The organism is Paraburkholderia sp. CNPSo 3274, from assembly GCF_024206475.1.
In the GTDB taxonomy this organism is placed as follows: Bacteria; Pseudomonadota; Gammaproteobacteria; order Burkholderiales; family Burkholderiaceae; genus Paraburkholderia.
Window position 1 is genome coordinate 180,563 of sequence record NZ_JAMBPR010000005.1, and the last position, 16,082, is coordinate 196,644.

The following is a 16,082-nucleotide window of genomic DNA, read 5'->3' on the forward strand; positions in this document are numbered from 1 at the left end:
ACCACCGCAGATATATGCCCCACCCCCAAATGAGTGTGCCAAACGCCGAAAGCGTAAGCCCGCGCCTGGCCGCCAGGACCTCGCTCAACGCGCGATGAGGCTTGAAGCCGGTGTCTTCGTTTGCGTGGGCGAGCACAAGATTCGTCACGGTGTGTTCGAGATAGCGGCGCGACGCCAGCAAAAGACCCGTGATTGTAATGACCGATCCAGACCGCTCGAACAGGTCCCAATGTGCGGAAGCCTGCGCAAGGTAGGCGCATACGATCGCAGGAGAAACCGCCAGCACGACCATGGCGATGCTGCGAAAAATATAGCCCCACGGCGTCCGCAAGGTTTCCTCGCACAGGCAATCCACTGCGCAGCTATAGGGCTTTTTACTCACGATACGCTCTCTCCAGCCGGTTCGCGGGTCTCGATCGCCAACTCGCCATTGGCGATTTTTCGCTCTTCCGCAAGGGGCAATATGAGCGCGTCACGGTCACTCTTCGGCACGCGACCCGGCAAGCGATGCACGTCGTGCGTCACGAAACCCTGCTCGCGGCTTGGCACGTCGAACCACGCGCGATGCGAAAACGAATCGCGAATATCTTCGAGGCCGCTTTCCCAATGCTCCCGCATCGTGTCGATGCTGAATTCGTAATCCTTATAGTGTCCTTCATAGGGCTTGTTCTTGTAGATGAGGTGCACCACATTGATCGCGCTGCCGTCGGCCGCCTCTTCAGCGAGACGAAAGAGCGCATCGGTCCTGCGCAGATCGGCGGGAATGTGCGCGAGCAACTCCTTGATGAAGCGGGCGTGCTTCTGACGATCCGCCAGCATGCTGGTCACCGCGCGCGTGCGGCTCGAATACTGGATGTCTTTGGCGCGCGCGGAAATGTCGAAGAAGTCTCCAGGCGCATTGCCGCGCGCGCTCCAGAGATCGACCTGAAACACCAGCGCGTCCTTATGGTCCGCGTCGCGCAGCACCTCCGTCAACGGCGTGTTCGACACGAGCCCGCCGTCCCAGTAATACTCGCCGTCGATCTCGACCGCCGGAAACCCCGGCGGCAACGCCCCCGAAGCCATGAAATGCTCGGGCTTCAGGCGCATTTTCGTGTTGTCGAAGTACACCAGGTTGCCGGTCCGCACGTTCACCGCCCCTACCGAAACACGGACGTCGCCGTCGTTGATCCGGTCGAAGTCGGCGAACTCCAGCAGCGTCTCCTTCAACGCGGCCGTATCGTAGTAGCTGACCACATTGGGGTTTTGCTTACCGAACCCTGCTACCGGCAACGGCACGCGCGGCGAGAAAAATCCCGGCTGGCCCTCGGTCAAGGCGCGCCCGGCCGCCCATACACTCGCCCACTTGCGCGAGAAGTCGGGCATGCCGAACAGGGGCGGCATCCAGGCGCCCAGGCCACCGACCCAGTCGCGCGGATGGCAAATTCTGCCCCAGAAGCCGCGCAAGGCTGCCACGCGGTTTTCCGGCGCATTGCCTGCGATGATGGCGGTGTTGAGGGCGCCGATCGAAATGCCGGAGATCGTGTCCGGATGCACTCCCATCTCGGCCAGGCCTTCGTACACGCCGGCCTGGTACGAGCCGAGCGCGCCACCGCCCTGAAGCACCAGAGCGACTTCGTCGTAGTGCGGCAGGACGAACGCATCCGGCTGCCGGCTGGATTGACTTGTGCTGCTGCGCATTTCGCGCCTCCCTATTGCATGGCCCGGCCGTGGCTGACGATCAGCAACTGCCCGGTGAGTACCCATATCGCGCGCTGCACCGTCACGAGCGCGACATCGTTGTGCAAAGACATGTTGCTTTCCTCTGCGTGGATCCACGCAACGTCATTCGTTGGCCGCGAGCTTCAGGGCTTCGGTTTGAGCCAGATAGTCGAACGCAACCTCGCCGATATCCAGCGTGAGATTGGCAATCACGTGCCGCGCGCTTACCACCCGCTTCACCGGCAATTCGGCCACGGGCGCCAACGCATGCGGATGAAATTCGAGCGCAGCCGGCCCCGTCCACGCCCCGAGCACGCTCACGTCGCGCAAGTAGAAACGCACGAGCTCACATACGCGCGCCGAGCCGTCAACGTGCGGGATCACCTTCAGCAAATAATTCGGCGTTTCTGCAAGCTTCCGGCGCTCGGCCTCGATATCGAGCGGTAAGTGCTTGTAGCCCATCGTGCCGGTTGCGACCCGTTGTGTGCCGTAGTCGAGCGTGCCGAGCAGTGTGTCGTTGCCATCGATGCTCAAGGTCGGTCTCGCCAGCTTCTTCGGAAAGCCCCAGATTTCCCGGCCACCGGCGATCGGGCCTTCGTCGTCGAGGTACATCGAATGCGTGTAGTTGCCAAGGCGCCCTTCCTGGTCGCGCACCGTGATGACCTGACCGGTTTCCGTGTAGTCACCGAAGCCCGACGAATCCGGCATACGAATAAATTCGTAGTGCACAAGATTGTTCTCTGCTCGCAACGGCTCCGGCACGATGGCTCGCAGCGCATCGAAATCGGTCTCGTAGGTAATGATGAAATATTCCCGGTTGATAAAACGGTACGGCGGCCGGGGATAGGCGGGGTTGTGGACAGGCATCGCAAAGGCGTCTTTGCGAATCGAAGCCAGATTCAGGCGGGTCATGACGTTCTCTCTTTGAGATTGAGTTGCACTGCAGCAGATGCTACTCACTCACGAATCACGAGAGAATCCGTCGATATCAGGAATCTATCTTCCAGTTATCGGGAAGATATTGAGGTGCGCGTCGCGCACGTGGCGCTCAAACCTTGGTTCGTGATGCCGAGCGATACCGGCCGGGACTCTGACCAAACACCCTTAGCGCGGCGCCGATTCTGGGGTCTGAAAGAGCGCCCTTGATCACGCCGCCAAATCGGACGTGTCGATACGCGGGAAATCGCAGCGCCCAAGGACCCGCAGCTTCAAAGCGCGCCGAAAGCACGCTTTTGAACTTCCATTGCGGCGTAACGCTCAGCTCTCGCACTCCGTAATCGCGCTGTAAACGAGCGTGCGCAACTGCCGGCGAATCGGGTACGCGGTCGAAGGCAGGAGCTGGGTGAGAAACAGCACGATCATGTCCTCGCGAGGATCGACCCAGAAGAAGGTGCTGGCCGCGCCGCCCCAGAAGAAGTCGCCCGCGCTGCCCGGAATCAGCGTGGATGCGGGCGCAATCGTCGTGGCGAAGCCGAGCCCGAAGCCAACGCCTTCGTAAGTCGCTTCGGTGAACATCGAGCGCGAGAGGCGCGGCAAGTCGACACCGCCCGGCAAATGGTTGGCGGTCATCAGCTCGATGGTCTTCGGCCCCAGCAGCCGCACGCCGTCCAGCGCGCCGCCCTGCAACAGCATGCGCGAGAACCGCATGTAGTCGGCCGCCGTGGAAACGAGGCCGCCGCCGCCCGAAACAAACGAGGGCGGCTCGCGATAGGGACTCGTGTAAGGATCGTCCTGCAACTCCGGACCTTTTTCGGAAACGACCTTCGAACCGAGCGCGCCGATGGCGTAACAGGCGCAGAAGCGGGACACCTTCTCCTGCGGCACGTAAAAGGCCGTGTCGACCATGCCGAGCGGGTCGAAGATCCGCGTTTTCAGAAAGTCCTCGAAGGCCATGCCGCTGACCTCGCCGACGAGATAGCCGAGCACGTCCGTGGAAACCGAATAGTTCCAGGCATCACCCGGCGAAAATTCCAGCGGCAGCGTGGCCAGCTTCTCGATCATTTCATCGAGCGTACCCGCGGTCGCAAGCTCGCCCACCTTCAGCTTGCGATAGCCCGCATCGACATTGGTGTTCTGCTGGAAGCCGTAGGTCAGGCCGGAGGTATGGCGCAACAAGTCGACCACGCGCATCGGGCGCGCGCTCGCGCGCGTCTGGAAGCTCTCCATGAAACCGCCCGCGTACACGCCAAGCTTTTCCCACGACGGGATGTACTTGCTGACGGGGTCGTCGAGCGCGATCTTGCACTCCTCGACCAGCATCATGATTGCCACCGACGTAACAGGTTTGGTCATCGAGTAGATGCGGAAGATCGAGTCCTCGGCCATCGGCGTCTGCCGTTCGCGGTCCGCGAGACCGAGCACCGAGTTCAGCGCGAATTCGCCATGCCGCCACACCTGGGTGACGGCGCCGGCAAGCGTGCCGGTCGCGACGTAGTTCTCTTCGAGAAAACGTTCGATCCGCGCGAGCCGCTCACACGACATGCCCTGCTTTTCCAGACCTTCCCTACCCATGACGCCTCCGTTGATGGATTGACCGAGCGTATTCGGAACCGATGGATTGCACGCAATGCGCGCCACAGTATCGGTCATTCGGCGCGCATGCGCGTTCGAATTTCGTTTCTTTAGCGCCTCGACACGCAATATGTGTGGGGTACACTACCGGGCTACAAAATACAGAATTACAGCGGGGGTGGCTGCCATGGGCGAGACAGAAACACATTCCTGGCCCGGGAAAGCGTTGTTTCGCGCATTTCCGAAGGACCCTGAAAAGGAGCAGGCCGTACTGCGCATCACGCTCGGTTCCGTTGTCCTTCTCGCCTACCTCGTTGCCTGCTCGATCTATCGCTCGACCCACGTCTACGCGACGCTTCTGGCGGTCACCGCTTATGTGGCGTTCGGCGTTATCACGTACGCGGCGGTAACCGTCGCGCCAACGCACTCGCTCGTGCGCCTCACGCTCTTCACGTTCGCCGATCAGGCGATCGTCACCGCCGCGCTGGCCGTGGGCGGAACGGCCGCGCTGCCGCTCCTGTGGGTAGCCTTCTGGTTTCTGGTCGGCGCGGGCTGCCGTTATGGCCAGCGCATGCTGGGCCTTTCGTGTGTCGTGGCGCTCGTCGGCATCATGGGCCTGATGCATTGGCAGCCGTGGTGGCGCGCCAACATCACGGCCGCGCTCGGCATTGCGCTGAGCATCGTGGCGACGTCCGTCTATCTGGCGGTGCTCGTCTACCGGCTGGAACGCCAGGCGTCGACCGATCCGCTCACCGGGCTCTACAACCGCGTGCGGCTCGAGCAGGCCATTGGGCGCACGCTCTTTACGCGCGTCGGCGAAGTCGGTCGCACCGCCATGCTGCTCGTCGATCTCGACGGCTTCAAGGAAGTGAACGACTCCTTCGGGCACGCGGTGGGAGACGAACTGCTGCGCAGCTTCGCCGACGCACTGGTGCGCCGCATGCGGCGCGGCGACACGCTCGCGCGCCTGGGCGGCGACGAATTCGTGGTGCTCGCGCGTCACGTCTACGACAAGAACGACGCGCTTACCGTCGCCAACAGCATCCACGCGATTCTCGCCAACATGCGCACCGTGGGCGGCTATCCGGTGACCGTGTCGTGCAGCATTGGCGTATGCCTGCTCACAGAAGGCACCGGCAGCCGCTCGCTCGATGCGCGAACCTTGATGCGCGCCGTAGACAGCGCCATGTATCGGGCCAAGTCGCGCGGCATGGGGAAGACAGAGTTCGTCGATACCGTCGGCGTCGCGCCCAGTGCAGTCTGACCCTACTCGCTCCCGCCACGTTCGGGAAATAGCCGGCTTGCGCCAGCCCATACCTGGATTGTTCTGCCCGCGGAAACAGAGAATTCGTTTATTAGGTATTTACCCTAGTCCCCGACCCTCCTACACTCACTTCACCGCTGCTTACAAGCCTGTAGGCAGCTAAGAAGAAAGTAAATCTGGAGGTTACTGTCATGAAATCGCTCGTCCAAGCTGTCGTTATCGCTGCCGCCCTTGCCGCTCCGGTTGCCGCGTTCGCCCAGTCGAACCAGCCCGTGACCCGCGCGCAAGTCCGTGCAGACATGGTTCAGGTCGAAAAGGCCGGCTTCAACCCGGCACGTTCGAATCCCAATGAATATCCGGCGAACATTCAGGCTGCCGAAGCTCGCGTCGCTGCGCAAAACAGCGCAGTGGGCGGCGTGAACAACGGTTCGTCGCAAGCAGGGCAGGCCGCGCAGTAAGCTGCCAGGCTGAATAGCCGCGCTTTGTAGCTGTTGCCTTCTGGCCCGTCATCGCAGTGTCTTGCGATGGCGGGCTAGTTGCATTTCTGGCGTTCGCAACGCCTCGCGTTACGCCTGAATGCGCAACACGACCTCTCCCTCGCCTGCCGGCAACTGCACCTGCACGCCCAATTCTCCGGCTTGCGACTTCAACCCGCCGGCGTCGCGCAGTTCGGGCCATTGCCGCAGCGTCAGCGGTAACGATTCCTTCACGCCCTCGTATCGCACGTTCAGCGTATCGCCGCGCCGGGTCACGCTCACGTGTGTCACGCGTGCGCCGCGCTCGTCGCGCAGCGTCGCGGCCGCGCTCGCGCCGTCGGCCAGTTCGAACAGATGCAGCTCGCTGCGCAACGCATAGTCGTAATCCGGGCGCTGGTCCTCGGTCCCGATCGCAAGCAGCGTATTCGGCCGCACGTAAATTGGCAGGCTCAGAAACCCGTGCCGCTCGCGCACCCACCTGCCGCCCTCGACCTGCCTGCCCGTGAACAGATGCGTCCAGCGCCCCGCTGGCAGCCAGAAGTCCACGTCGCCCGCCGGAAATCGCCAGATCGCGGCCCGGCGCCCTGCCCGTTTCGTGCAGCTTGCGGTACGCGCCGATCGCCATGCAGTCGCTCTGGAACATGAGCGCCTCGGGCGGCACGCCCAGGTTGAGCAGCGCCTCGGTCGCGAGATAGCCGCCGCGCTCGGAGAGTTCGTTGCGCTGCACGAACCCCTCGGGCGCGGGCAGCCCGTGCTTCTTCATCGCCTTCTTCCATGCCTGCAGGTAGATATGCGCCTGCATCGCGTCGCCGCCGGGAACGGCGAGCGCAATGCGGCGATGCCCTTGCGCGACGAGCCGCTCGACGCCCTCCGTGACGGCCGCCTCGAAGTCCAGATCGACCCATGCATGCTTGCCGCCCGACTCGCTGCGGCCCAGCGCCACGAACGGGAAATGGCGGCTCGCGACGTAATCGAGCCGCTCGTCGTGCCGCCGCGTGCCCGCGAGAATCACGCCGTCCACATGACGGCGATCGACAATGCGCCGCAGCCGCGCGAACTCGTCGTCCCACGACTCGCTCGAGTACATGACGAGGTCCATGCCGTGCCGTGACAGGACCGACTGGAGACCGTCCGCCAGCTTCATGAAAATGCCGAGCGTGTAGGTCTCTTCTTCGCGCCGCACCGGCAGCATCAGCCCGACGATGTCGAGCCGCCCCCGGCGCGGGCTCGTGGCCGACTTGCTTGGCGCGTAGCCATGCTCGAGCGCGGCGGCGCGCACGCGCTCGTGCGTTTCGGCGCTCACCTCGTCGCTGTCGTTCAAGGCGCGCCCACGGTCGAAACGGACAGCTTCAGTACTTTGGCGAGTTCCCGAATACCCATGCGCTTTGTCCGGACTCGCGGAGCCCGCACGGTGCGAAACATCATAACCGTATGTGAGCGAACGGCCGCTGTCGAGGTTTCGTCGAATCGATGGAATCGCAGAAGCAAAAAAGCCAGCGGACGATTTTCACATCCGCTGGCTGTGTGCCAAGGCCTGAAGCTTTGCCGCTACTGCGTCGAGAACACCGATATCCCGCCATTCGGGAATGCCGCCGATCCGGGCTGGTACGGCACGAAGACCTCCCCGAGGCTGCTGTCGATGCCAACCGAGTGCGCGCCCGTACCGACTGCCACGGTATAAATGAGCTTGCGCGTCGCGCCGTCGATCACACCCATGGCCGGCGTAAAGCCCGAAGACGCCGCGGTGCCGCTCGTGACGTAGTGGCGCGCAGGCAGGAAGTAGCGGTTCGACGCGGGATCATAAGCCACCTGGTCCACGCCGCCGAACGGCACGGACGCGAGTTGCGTGCCCGTATTGCGATCGAGGATCAGCGTAATGAGCGGATCGCCCGCAGAAGGATCGCAACCAATCAGCACGTCGCTGTTGGGACCGAGCGCAATGCCCGCAGGGCCGCATTTGCCAAGCGGAAACGACTTGCTCACCGCAGGCGCGCCCGACGTGACCGAACTGGCGGTGATCACGTCGAGTTCGCCGTCGGGGTTGGCGGCGGTTCCGTCGTTGTTGATGAGAAAGTTCTTCGAGGCCGGATCGTACACGCAGGCTTCCAGGCCTGAAGAGCCGTTGAATACCAGTTTGTTCACGACGGCCTGCGTCGTGGTCGAAATGAAGGTCACGTAGGGCGGCGTGTCGCCGGGGCTCGCAAACATGACGAGATGGTCGTCGGGATCGTAGCAACCTTCATCGACGCGCGAGCCTGACGTGCTGATGGGGATCGTCTTGACCGTTTGCATCGCGGACGTATCGACGATCTTCACGCTATCGACGTCCCCTACGTACAGCGTATTCGTTCCCGTCACGCCCACGATGCCGTCAGGTCCGGACGCATCGGTGCTCGCGCCCGCGCCGGTGAAGTTGCCCGGAATCTGCGCGAGCAGCGCTTTCGTTTTGGTATCGACGATATCGACGGACTTGTTGTTGCGATCGGCCAGATAGTACCTGCCCGCTTCCACATAGCCGATATCGAAACTGAATGCCGGGCTCGTCGTATTGGGCACGGTAATGTTCGAGAGCAGTTTGGGCGCGGACGGTGTGGCCGCGGCCGACGCCGGGTTGGAACTCGATGGGTCTGAGCCTCCGCAACCGGCAACGGCCACCGTCGCCACGAGTAGAAAGGCCAATAACGGTTTATTCATCAGTCAGCTCCTTTGAGCAGCAGAACAGGTCGGTCAACACGCGAATGCCTCACGGAATCTGCGGGAGCGCCTCGATGAATCGTCATCGCACTGCGGCTCACGTCATCCATGTCCTTGAAGCGGCCCAACGGCAGGCTTCGATATGGACGTAAGGATGCGCAAGGAGCGGTAATAATGCACAGCAAAGAAATTGATAGATTCCATTTACAAACGCCTATGAATGTATGGATGTAGAAACTTATCTACGAATAAAACCATCGCGCTCAGTAAGTTTCGATTCACACCTTTATTTTTAGAATGAAACTCAGAATTGATCAGATCGGGGAAATCATTTCGGCGTGCTGCGCCGCGCCATTTCCTGCACTGCAATGCCGCGAGGGCCTTGGAGCGCAAGCTTCAGCTTGTCGTTGAGGTTTTGATGCGCGGGCACATCGCTATGCGGGGGTTTGACGCGGCGTGGGTTGAGCCGCGAGAACGGCACGTGCATGTAAGGTTCGGTTGTGAAGTCGAAAGCGATATTGGCGCTCATTCGAATATCAAGCCGCCAGAAATGAAATAGAGGCCAGGGAAAAGCCTGACCTCTGTTTGATTCACCAGGAATATAAGCGCGCGGGAATCAGAAGCAAATCACCGCTTTGGCCATTCGGGCGCTCAAAGCGGCACATCCTCGATCAACCGCGCTTTCAACGCACGGATGCGCTGATCGACGAAATAGCCGCCGCCTTCCGTATAACGAAGGTAAAGGCGTCCGCACAACGTGCATGTCCACACGCCGCAACGGTTATACGGAAAGTACCGGGGCGCGATCGGCGCATTCTCCGACCAGTAGCCCGCCTCTCCCGGCAGATATTCGGCGAAGGTCGGTTCGGCTTCATCCTCGCGAACGAGCGTGCCGATCTGTTCCAGTTGCCGCTCGTCGAGCGAAAGCGGCTGCGATTGCCAGCCATCGAGCGGCGTTTTCGTGCAGGTGCAAGGCGGCGGGTCGGTTTGCTCCGCGTGTTCGGCGAGTTCGCGCAGCGCGGCAGCGTCAAGGTATCGGGTCATGGAACAAGAGTGGATCTGCGATTGAGCGAGGGAGCACAGGCTCCAGCGCGCATCTTAACGCCTGACGCCGCGTGAGTTCATCATGCGCCGCTTCTCATGCGCTCGATGTGCGGCATCACCCATGCGCGGTCGAAGCGCCCTTCGGCTATGGCCTGCAATGCGGCTGCCTCCTTTTCGCCCTGCCTGCGCGCGCCCGCAATGACAGTCTCCACATCAACGGGCGCGATGGCGAGCAAGCCGTCCTCGTCGCCCACGATAATATCGCCGGGATTGACGACCATCCTCCCGATGGTCACGGGCACGTTGATTTCGCCCGGCCCGTTCTTGTAGGGTCCGCGGTGCGTCACGCCGCGCGCATACACAGGAAAGTCACGCTGGCGAATTGCGCCGACGTCGCGGATCGCGCCGTCGATCACGAGCCCCTGCACGCCGAGGCTTTCCGCATAGCTCGACATGATGTCGCCCATCAGTGCCTGGGTCACCTCGCCCGCGCCATCGATCACGAGCACGTCGCCCGGCCGGCAGAAGTCGAAGGCGCGATGGATGGCGAGATTGTCGCCGGGACGCGTGCGCACCGTCACAGCCGTGCCCGCCATCGGCTTGGGCAGATGAAACGGCTGCAGGCCGAGAATGCCGCTCGAACGCGCCATGTTGTCGCTCAGGAGCGACACTTGCAGTTCGCGCAACGCGGCGAGCGTCGCTGCGCTGGCCTGCGGGGCAGACTCGTATTCACGCCAGCCAATCTGGTTCATTTCGTGATCCCTTCCAATGCGGTTTGTCGTTCGATCTGCGCGGAAAGGCGGCTGTACACTGCACGCGCATTGCCTTCGTAAATGCGTTGTCGATCGGCGTCGCTGAGCCATTCGATCGCGTCGATATAGCGGCGCGTGTCGTCGTAGTAGTGCCCGCTTTCCGGGTCGATGCCCTGCACCGCGCCGATCGTCTCCGAGGCGAACAGAATGTTCTCCACCGGAATCACCTTGGCGAGCAGGTCGGAGCCTGGCTGGTGGTAAACGCAGGTATCGAAGAACACGTTCTTGAGCAGGTAGTCCTTCAGAAGCGGCCGCTTCATGTCCTGGGCCAGACCGCGATAGCGTCCCCAGTGATACGGAACCGCGCCGCCGCCATGCGGAATGATGAAGCGCAGCGTCGGGAAGTCGGCGAAAAGGTCACCCTGCAGCAGTTGCATGAATACTGAGGTGTCGCCGTTGAGGTAGTGCGCGCCCGTCGCATGAAAGTTAGGATTGCATGACGACGAAACGTGGATCATCGCAGGCACATCGAGTTCCACCATGGCCTCGTAAAGCGGATACCACGAGCGGTCCGTGACCGGCGGCCCCGACCAGTGGCCGCCCGAGGGGTCCGGGTTGAGGTTGCAGCCCACGAAGCCTAGTTCCTCCACGCAGCGGCGCAACTCGGGAATGCAGTTTTCCGGCGTCACGCCCGGCGCCTGAGGCAATTGGCAAACGCCCACGAAATGCTGCGGGAAAAGCGAGCACACGCGATGCACGAGATCGTTGCATTCGCTGGACCAAAGCGCATTCGCCGCTTCGCCCGCCTCGTGGTGGCCCATGCCCGCGGCGCGCGGGGAAAAAATTGTCAGGTCCGTGCCGCGCTCGCGCTGAATGCGGCGCTGGCCATTTTCGATGCTTTCGCGAATCTCGTCGTCGGTAATCGACGGGCGCGGCGGAACCGGCGTGCCGTCCTTGAGCGCGGCGATCTGCTTGGCGCGCCAGGCTTCGTGCTGGGGCGGCGAGGTCGTGTAGTGACCGTGGCAATCAATGATCATGTAGCAATTCCATCAGGTGTACGGACAATAAAAATCAGCTTTCCGTCGCTTCGTCGCGGCCAACGAGCGCCGGGTTCGAGGTGCCGCTCTCGGCGGGCTTCACGCGCATGACGATGGCGATGAGCGTGGCGACCACGAGGAAAGCGGCGATAGTGAGCAGCGCGAGCTTGAAGTTGCCGGTGGCGTGGCGCACGAGACCGATGCTCCACGGCCCCACCACGCCGCCGAACTGTGCGATCGTATTGATGAGCGCGATCGTCGCCGCGCCCGCTGCGCCGGTTCTGAACGACGCGGCAAGACTCCAGAACAGCGGGTTGCCCGCATAGATGAAGAGGCCGGTCACGCAAAGCAGCGCATACGCAAGCAGCGGATTCGGCGCATACGCGCTGCCCGCAATCGCCAGTGCGCTCATACCGTAGACGAATGCGAGGTGGTATTTGCGGTCGCCGGTGCGGTCCGAGCTGCGGCTCACGAGGTACGTGCCCAGCACGCCAAAGAGCGGCGGTGCAGCGGAGAGGAAGCCCACTTCGATATTGTTAAGGTGGCCCAGGCTCTTCACGATCTGAGGTAGCCACAGGAAGAGCCCATAAATGCCGACCAGCGCGCAGCCGAACAGACATGCGAGACTCCATACGCGAATGTCGCTTGCCACCTTCAGCAGCGGAAAATGCCGATGGCCGCCCAGCGCCTCGCGCTCCGTGGCGAGCGTGGCTTCGAGCCATTGCTTCTCTTCCGCGCAAAGCCAGTCGGCGTCGGCGGGGCGCTCGGTCATGATGCGCAGCGTGACGAGGCCGAGCAGCATGGCGGGCACGCCTTCGAGAATGAACATCCACTGCCAGCCGTGCATGCCGAGCACGCCGTTCGCGTAAGTCATGAGCGTGGTCGAGAGCGGGCCGCCCAGCACGGCCGAGAACGACCCCGCGATGATGTACCCGCCCACGGCGCGGGCGCGGTAGCGCTCCGGAAACCAGTAGGTCAGATACACGGCGATACCCGGCAGAAAGCCCGCTTCCATCACGCCCAGCAAAAAGCGCAGCACGTAGAAGCTCGACGCGTTGAACACGAAGGCGGTTGCCACCGCAACGGCACCCCACGTGAGCAGAATGCGCGCGATCCAGCGGCGCGCGCCCACGCGGTGCAACAACAGATTGCTAGGCACTTCCAGCAGCATGTAGCCGACAAAGAAAATGCTGCCCGCGAACCCGAACACGGCAGGGTCGAAGCCCATGTCCGAGTTCATGTCGAGTGCGGCGAAACCGATATTGATACGGTCCAGATAATTGAAAAACATCATGCAGAAAAGAAGCGGCACAAGCCGCTTGTAAACCTTTCGCATGGTTGCTGCTTCGTCGAAGTGACTCATGCTGTCTCCGCCTCATGGCGACAGGCGGTGCCGTCGCTGCATCGTTATCGGCCCGCAGCGACGACCGCTGCCGGCGGCACCCACGAGACGGGGCGCCTGAGTTTCGATAATAAGAAGCGGGGCGCGTCGAGTCCAAGACGCGATACTTATGCTTCTATAAGCGTGCGCTTATAGTGTGCTGGCAAGCGGCGGCGGCAGGCATTCGAGAAACGCGCGCAGATGCGGCGAGGCGTCGTCGCTGCGGAACGTCGCGGCCAGCACGGTGCGCTGCGCAGCGCCGGGGCCGTCGAGGTGGCGCGCCACGACATCGGCGCGGCCATGCCGCGCCACCGACTCGCCCACCACGGTCACGCCGAGTCCCGCCGCCACGAGCGCAATGGCGGTCTGGATCTCGTAGGCCTGGTGCGCGACGAAGGGCGTCACGCCCGCGTCGCGATAGAGCGCCTGCACCGTGCGCTTGAACTGCGCGTTCTGATGCTTCGGGTAGAGGATCAGCGGCGTATCGGCGAGTTCGTCGATGCGTACCTTCTTTCGTTCGGCGAGCGGGTGATCCGACGCCATCAACACCACGAGCCGCTCGCGCAGCAGCGGCAAGGTCGTGTAACCGGGCACGGCGAGCGGCTGCCGCCCAATGCCGATATGGATGCGCATGTCGCGCAACGCGTCGGCCTGCTCGTCGGTCAGCATCTCGAACAGCTTGAGCTCGACCTGCGGATACGCCTGATGAAACGCCTTGAGCGCGGGCGGCAGGACGCTGTACATCGACGAGCGCGTAAAGCCAATGCTGAGCCAGCCACGCCGGCCAACACCGATCTCCAGCGCGCCGTGCGTCACCTCGGCGAGCGAACCGAGAATCTGCCGCGCTTCGGTGGCCAGGTACTGGCCCGCTTCCGTCAGGCGCAGCGGGCGGCGCGTGCGATCGATCAGTTGCGTGCCCACACGGTCCTCCAAAGCACGTATCTGCTGGCTCAAGGCCGGCTGCGCGATGTGCAGACGCTCCGCGGCGCGGCTGAAGTTCAGTTCCTCGGCGAGTGTCACGAAACACTGCAGGCCCCGAAGCTCATTCATCTCATCATCTCCGTATCGATTTGCCCTGCATCGTAATACAGCGAACAACCCACGGACCAGGCACGCCGTATGCTCGCGACCAGACCGCGCATGCTGTTCGCCGCGCTCATTCACGTGCAGTTCATGCGCGAACAGGAACCCATGTGGGAGCCGTTCGGTCCCGCGATGACTGTGGATGCGAGCGCATCGCTCGATGCCACCGGCCGCCGCGGCGCTCGCCAACGCGATTGCCGACGCGACCGGTGTGGAAATCCGCGACTTGCCGCTGCTCGGGCTGAAGTCGCGGAATGCGCTCAAGGCTTAGCGAAACCGCCGCTTGTTTCGCTAGTGCTTTTTGGGCGGCAGAGGCTGGTCGAGACCAGGCTCGACCGGTGTGGGCACCGCGTCGCCTAGCGGCCTGGAAATATCGTTGTGCGGCGCTCGATCTGACTCATCTGGGCCCTCGCCCGCCTCCTCCGTTGGCAAATCGCGCGTCTTTGGCGGCAACGGCTGGTCGAGACCCGGCTCGGCAGGAGCGGGCACAGCATCCCCAAATGGCTTGGGCAGATCCGTGCCGCGCGGGTCCGGTGCGTCTTCGGGCTGTTCGGACTGGTCGGACTGGTTGCTCATCGTATCGACCTCCCTTTGCGATGGATATCGCATGGTCCAACCAGATCACGCAGGGAACGTGCCAGCGGAGCATGCGCCAACTTCAGTAGAATGAGGGACACTCCGCGCCGAATCCGGCTGCCGACGAAGAATCACGCCCGGAATATCCAGGAACACGCCTGATGCCGCACGCCCTCGATCGCCGCACCGCCGTCGCATTCCTTGTGGCCGCAACGTTCTTCATGGAGAACCTCGACGCCACGGTCATCACCACCTCGCTGCCCATCATCGCGCGCGACTTTCACACCGCGCCCGCGTATCTCTCGATCGGCGTCTCCGCCTACCTCGTCGCGCTGACGATGTTCATCCCTGTGAGCGGCTGGTTCGCCGAGCGCTTCGGCGCGCGGCGCGTGTTCGCCACGGCCATCACGGTGTTCAGCGTGGCCTCGCTGCTATGCGCGATGAGCACGGGCCTGTTCGCCTTCACCGCCGCACGCGTGCTGCAGGGGTTAGGCGGCGCGATGATGGTGCCGGTGGGCCGGCTCGTCGTGCTGCGCGACACGCCGAAGCACGAGATCGTGCGCGCCATTGCGATCCTGACCTGGCCCGCGCTGGTCGCGCCGATTCTCGGGCCGCCGCTCGGCGGCTGGATCAGCACGCACTGGAGCTGGCACTGGATCTTCCTGCTCAACTTGCCGCTCGGCGTGGCCGCGCTCGTGGCCGCCCTGCTGCTCCTGCGCGACGAGCACACGCAACCCCGGCGCTTCGATACCTTCGGCTTCGTGCTGAGCGGCCTCGGCTTCGCGTCCGTCATGAGCGGCATCGAGATGGCGAGCCGCTCCGACGTCACCGCGCTCGTGTCGATCGGCACATGCGTGGGGGGCGTCGCGCTATTGGCGGCGGCCGTCGTGCATTTGCGGCGCGTGCCGCATCCGCTGTTCGATCTCGCGCCCGTGAAGATCAACACGTTTCGGGTGACCGTGTTCGGCGGCTCGTTGTTTCGCACGGCCATCGGCACCGCGCCGTTTCTGTTGCCGCTCATGTTCCAGGTAGCGTTTGGGTGGAGCGCCGTGGCGTCGGGCGCGCTGCTGCTGTGGCTGTTCGCCGGCAATCTGTGCATGAAGCCGGGCACCACGTGGGTCATGAACCGCTTCGGCTTTCGCACCGTGCTGATCGGCAACGGCACGCTGGTCGCGCTCGGCTTCGCGGGCTTCACGCTGCTCGGCGCGGATACACCGCGCGTCGTCGTGGCCGCGTTGCTGTTTTTCAGCGGCCTCGTGCGCTCGATGCAGTTCACCGCGCTCAACACCATCGGTTTCGCCGACGTGCCTCAGCCGCAGATGCGCGATGCGACGACACTCTTCTCCGTGCTGCAGCAGATGAACGCCGGCATGGGGATCGCCGTGGGCGCGCTGACGCTTTCGGTTGCCGAAGCGCTGCGCGGCACCGGGACAGCGGGCGCGGCCGACTTCCATCTCGCGTTCTGGTTCATCACGGCGCTCGCGGCGTTAGGCGTGGTCGACAGCGTGCTGCTGCCGCGCAGCGCGGGCGCGCATATTCTTGCGCGGCGCTAGCGCGCCTCCG

15 protein-coding genes and 1 pseudogene are annotated in these 16,082 nt (G+C 63.1%); 3 read left to right on the plus strand and 13 right to left on the minus strand.

The features are described from left to right. Positions 1 to 378: 378 nt before the first annotated feature. The 3 genes from M3I54_RS05155 to M3I54_RS05165 all read right to left on the minus strand — a co-directional run bounded on the left by M3I54_RS05155 (position 379) and on the right by M3I54_RS05165 (position 4,212). Positions 379 to 1,680: a patatin-like phospholipase family protein gene (locus M3I54_RS05155; RefSeq protein ID WP_254333591.1), complete on the minus strand. Its 1,302-nt coding sequence runs from the start codon at positions 1,678 to 1,680 to the stop codon at positions 379 to 381. A 144-nt stretch (positions 1,681 to 1,824) separates the two neighbouring features. Further along, positions 1,825 to 2,613, minus strand: a complete 789-nt coding sequence (locus M3I54_RS05160; protein ID WP_375542092.1) for an acetoacetate decarboxylase — start codon at positions 2,611 to 2,613, stop codon at positions 1,825 to 1,827. Positions 2,614 to 2,958: 345 nt separating this feature from the next. Continuing rightward, positions 2,959 to 4,212 carry a serine hydrolase gene (locus tag M3I54_RS05165; protein WP_254333593.1) on the minus strand — a complete coding sequence of 418 codons (1,254 nt, stop codon included), beginning with the start codon at positions 4,210 to 4,212 and terminating at the stop codon, positions 2,959 to 2,961. Between the two features lie 187 nt (positions 4,213 to 4,399). Between M3I54_RS05165 and M3I54_RS05170 the strand changes: the two genes are divergently transcribed. Then, positions 4,400 to 5,476: a GGDEF domain-containing protein gene (locus tag M3I54_RS05170; protein WP_254333594.1), complete on the plus strand. Its 1,077-nt coding sequence runs from the start codon at positions 4,400 to 4,402 to the stop codon at positions 5,474 to 5,476. A gap of 191 nt (positions 5,477 to 5,667) precedes the next feature. After that, entirely contained in the window at positions 5,668 to 5,934 is a 267-nt protein-coding gene (locus M3I54_RS05175) for a DUF4148 domain-containing protein (RefSeq protein WP_254333596.1), read from the plus strand. 108 nt (positions 5,935 to 6,042) lie between these two features. On the opposite strand, the gene M3I54_RS05180 is transcribed toward M3I54_RS05175, so the two are convergent. The 10 genes and pseudogenes from M3I54_RS05180 to M3I54_RS05225 form a co-directional block, all read right to left on the minus strand. After that, positions 6,043 to 6,498, minus strand: coding sequence for a hypothetical protein (locus tag M3I54_RS05180; RefSeq protein ID WP_254333598.1), 456 nt, complete (start codon positions 6,496 to 6,498; stop codon positions 6,043 to 6,045). 67 nt (positions 6,499 to 6,565) lie between these two features. Further along, positions 6,566 to 7,144, minus strand: a pseudogene (locus M3I54_RS45320) (substrate-binding domain-containing protein); the annotation flags it as partial. 356 nt (positions 7,145 to 7,500) lie between these two features. After that, on the minus strand, positions 7,501 to 8,646 hold the full coding sequence (locus M3I54_RS05190; RefSeq protein WP_254333601.1) for a YncE family protein: 1,146 nt from the start codon (positions 8,644 to 8,646) through the stop codon (positions 7,501 to 7,503). A gap of 328 nt (positions 8,647 to 8,974) precedes the next feature. Continuing rightward, positions 8,975 to 9,175 (minus strand): hypothetical protein, encoded by a 201-nt coding sequence (locus M3I54_RS05195; RefSeq protein ID WP_254333602.1) that lies wholly within the window; start codon positions 9,173 to 9,175, stop codon positions 8,975 to 8,977. 122 nt (positions 9,176 to 9,297) lie between these two features. Beyond that, the gene (locus M3I54_RS05200; protein ID WP_254333603.1) at positions 9,298 to 9,690 is read right to left on the minus strand and encodes a hypothetical protein; all 393 of its coding nucleotides are present in this window, start codon (positions 9,688 to 9,690) and stop codon (positions 9,298 to 9,300) included. Between the two features lie 80 nt (positions 9,691 to 9,770). Continuing rightward, positions 9,771 to 10,442, minus strand: a complete 672-nt coding sequence (locus tag M3I54_RS05205; protein WP_254333604.1) for an RraA family protein — start codon at positions 10,440 to 10,442, stop codon at positions 9,771 to 9,773. Beyond that, positions 10,439 to 11,479, minus strand: a complete 1,041-nt coding sequence (locus M3I54_RS05210) for an amidohydrolase family protein (protein WP_254333606.1) — start codon at positions 11,477 to 11,479, stop codon at positions 10,439 to 10,441. Before M3I54_RS05210 ends, M3I54_RS05205 begins: the two co-directional genes overlap by 4 nt. 34 nt (positions 11,480 to 11,513) lie before the next feature. After that, the gene (locus M3I54_RS05215) at positions 11,514 to 12,842 is read right to left on the minus strand and encodes an MFS transporter (protein ID WP_254333608.1); all 1,329 of its coding nucleotides are present in this window, start codon (positions 12,840 to 12,842) and stop codon (positions 11,514 to 11,516) included. A 168-nt stretch (positions 12,843 to 13,010) separates the two neighbouring features. Beyond that, positions 13,011 to 13,910 carry a LysR family transcriptional regulator gene (locus M3I54_RS05220; RefSeq protein ID WP_254333610.1) on the minus strand — a complete coding sequence of 300 codons (900 nt, stop codon included), beginning with the start codon at positions 13,908 to 13,910 and terminating at the stop codon, positions 13,011 to 13,013. 324 nt (positions 13,911 to 14,234) lie between these two features. Next, on the minus strand, positions 14,235 to 14,519 hold the full coding sequence (locus M3I54_RS05225; RefSeq protein ID WP_254333612.1) for a hypothetical protein: 285 nt from the start codon (positions 14,517 to 14,519) through the stop codon (positions 14,235 to 14,237). A gap of 161 nt (positions 14,520 to 14,680) precedes the next feature. On the opposite strand from M3I54_RS05225, the gene M3I54_RS05230 reads away from it, so the two are divergent. Next, positions 14,681 to 16,072, plus strand: a complete 1,392-nt coding sequence (locus tag M3I54_RS05230) for an MFS transporter (protein WP_254333614.1) — start codon at positions 14,681 to 14,683, stop codon at positions 16,070 to 16,072. The last annotated feature ends 10 nt before the right edge of the window (positions 16,073 to 16,082 follow it).

Coding starts and splice junctions, on each gene's coding strand:
- M3I54_RS05215 (WP_254333608.1), bottom strand. CDS start 12,842: ATGAGTCACTTCGACGAAGCAGCAACCATGCGAAAGGTTTACAAGCGG.
- M3I54_RS05155 (WP_254333591.1), bottom strand. CDS start 1,680: ATGCGCAGCAGCACAAGTCAATCCAGCCGGCAGCCGGATGCGTTCGTC.
- M3I54_RS05220 (WP_254333610.1), bottom strand. CDS start 13,910: ATGAATGAGCTTCGGGGCCTGCAGTGTTTCGTGACACTCGCCGAGGAA.
- M3I54_RS05200 (WP_254333603.1), bottom strand. CDS start 9,690: ATGACCCGATACCTTGACGCTGCCGCGCTGCGCGAACTCGCCGAACAC.
- M3I54_RS05190 (WP_254333601.1), bottom strand. CDS start 8,646: ATGAATAAACCGTTATTGGCCTTTCTACTCGTGGCGACGGTGGCCGTT.
- M3I54_RS05195 (WP_254333602.1), bottom strand. CDS start 9,175: ATGAGCGCCAATATCGCTTTCGACTTCACAACCGAACCTTACATGCAC.
- M3I54_RS05165 (WP_254333593.1), bottom strand. CDS start 4,212: ATGGGTAGGGAAGGTCTGGAAAAGCAGGGCATGTCGTGTGAGCGGCTC.
- M3I54_RS05225 (WP_254333612.1), bottom strand. CDS start 14,519: ATGAGCAACCAGTCCGACCAGTCCGAACAGCCCGAAGACGCACCGGAC.
- M3I54_RS05160 (WP_375542092.1), bottom strand. CDS start 2,613: ATGACCCGCCTGAATCTGGCTTCGATTCGCAAAGACGCCTTTGCGATG.
- M3I54_RS05170 (WP_254333594.1), top strand. CDS start 4,400: ATGGGCGAGACAGAAACACATTCCTGGCCCGGGAAAGCGTTGTTTCGC.
- M3I54_RS05205 (WP_254333604.1), bottom strand. CDS start 10,442: ATGAACCAGATTGGCTGGCGTGAATACGAGTCTGCCCCGCAGGCCAGC.
- M3I54_RS05175 (WP_254333596.1), top strand. CDS start 5,668: ATGAAATCGCTCGTCCAAGCTGTCGTTATCGCTGCCGCCCTTGCCGCT.
- M3I54_RS05230 (WP_254333614.1), top strand. CDS start 14,681: ATGCCGCACGCCCTCGATCGCCGCACCGCCGTCGCATTCCTTGTGGCC.
- M3I54_RS05210 (WP_254333606.1), bottom strand. CDS start 11,479: ATGATCATTGATTGCCACGGTCACTACACGACCTCGCCGCCCCAGCAC.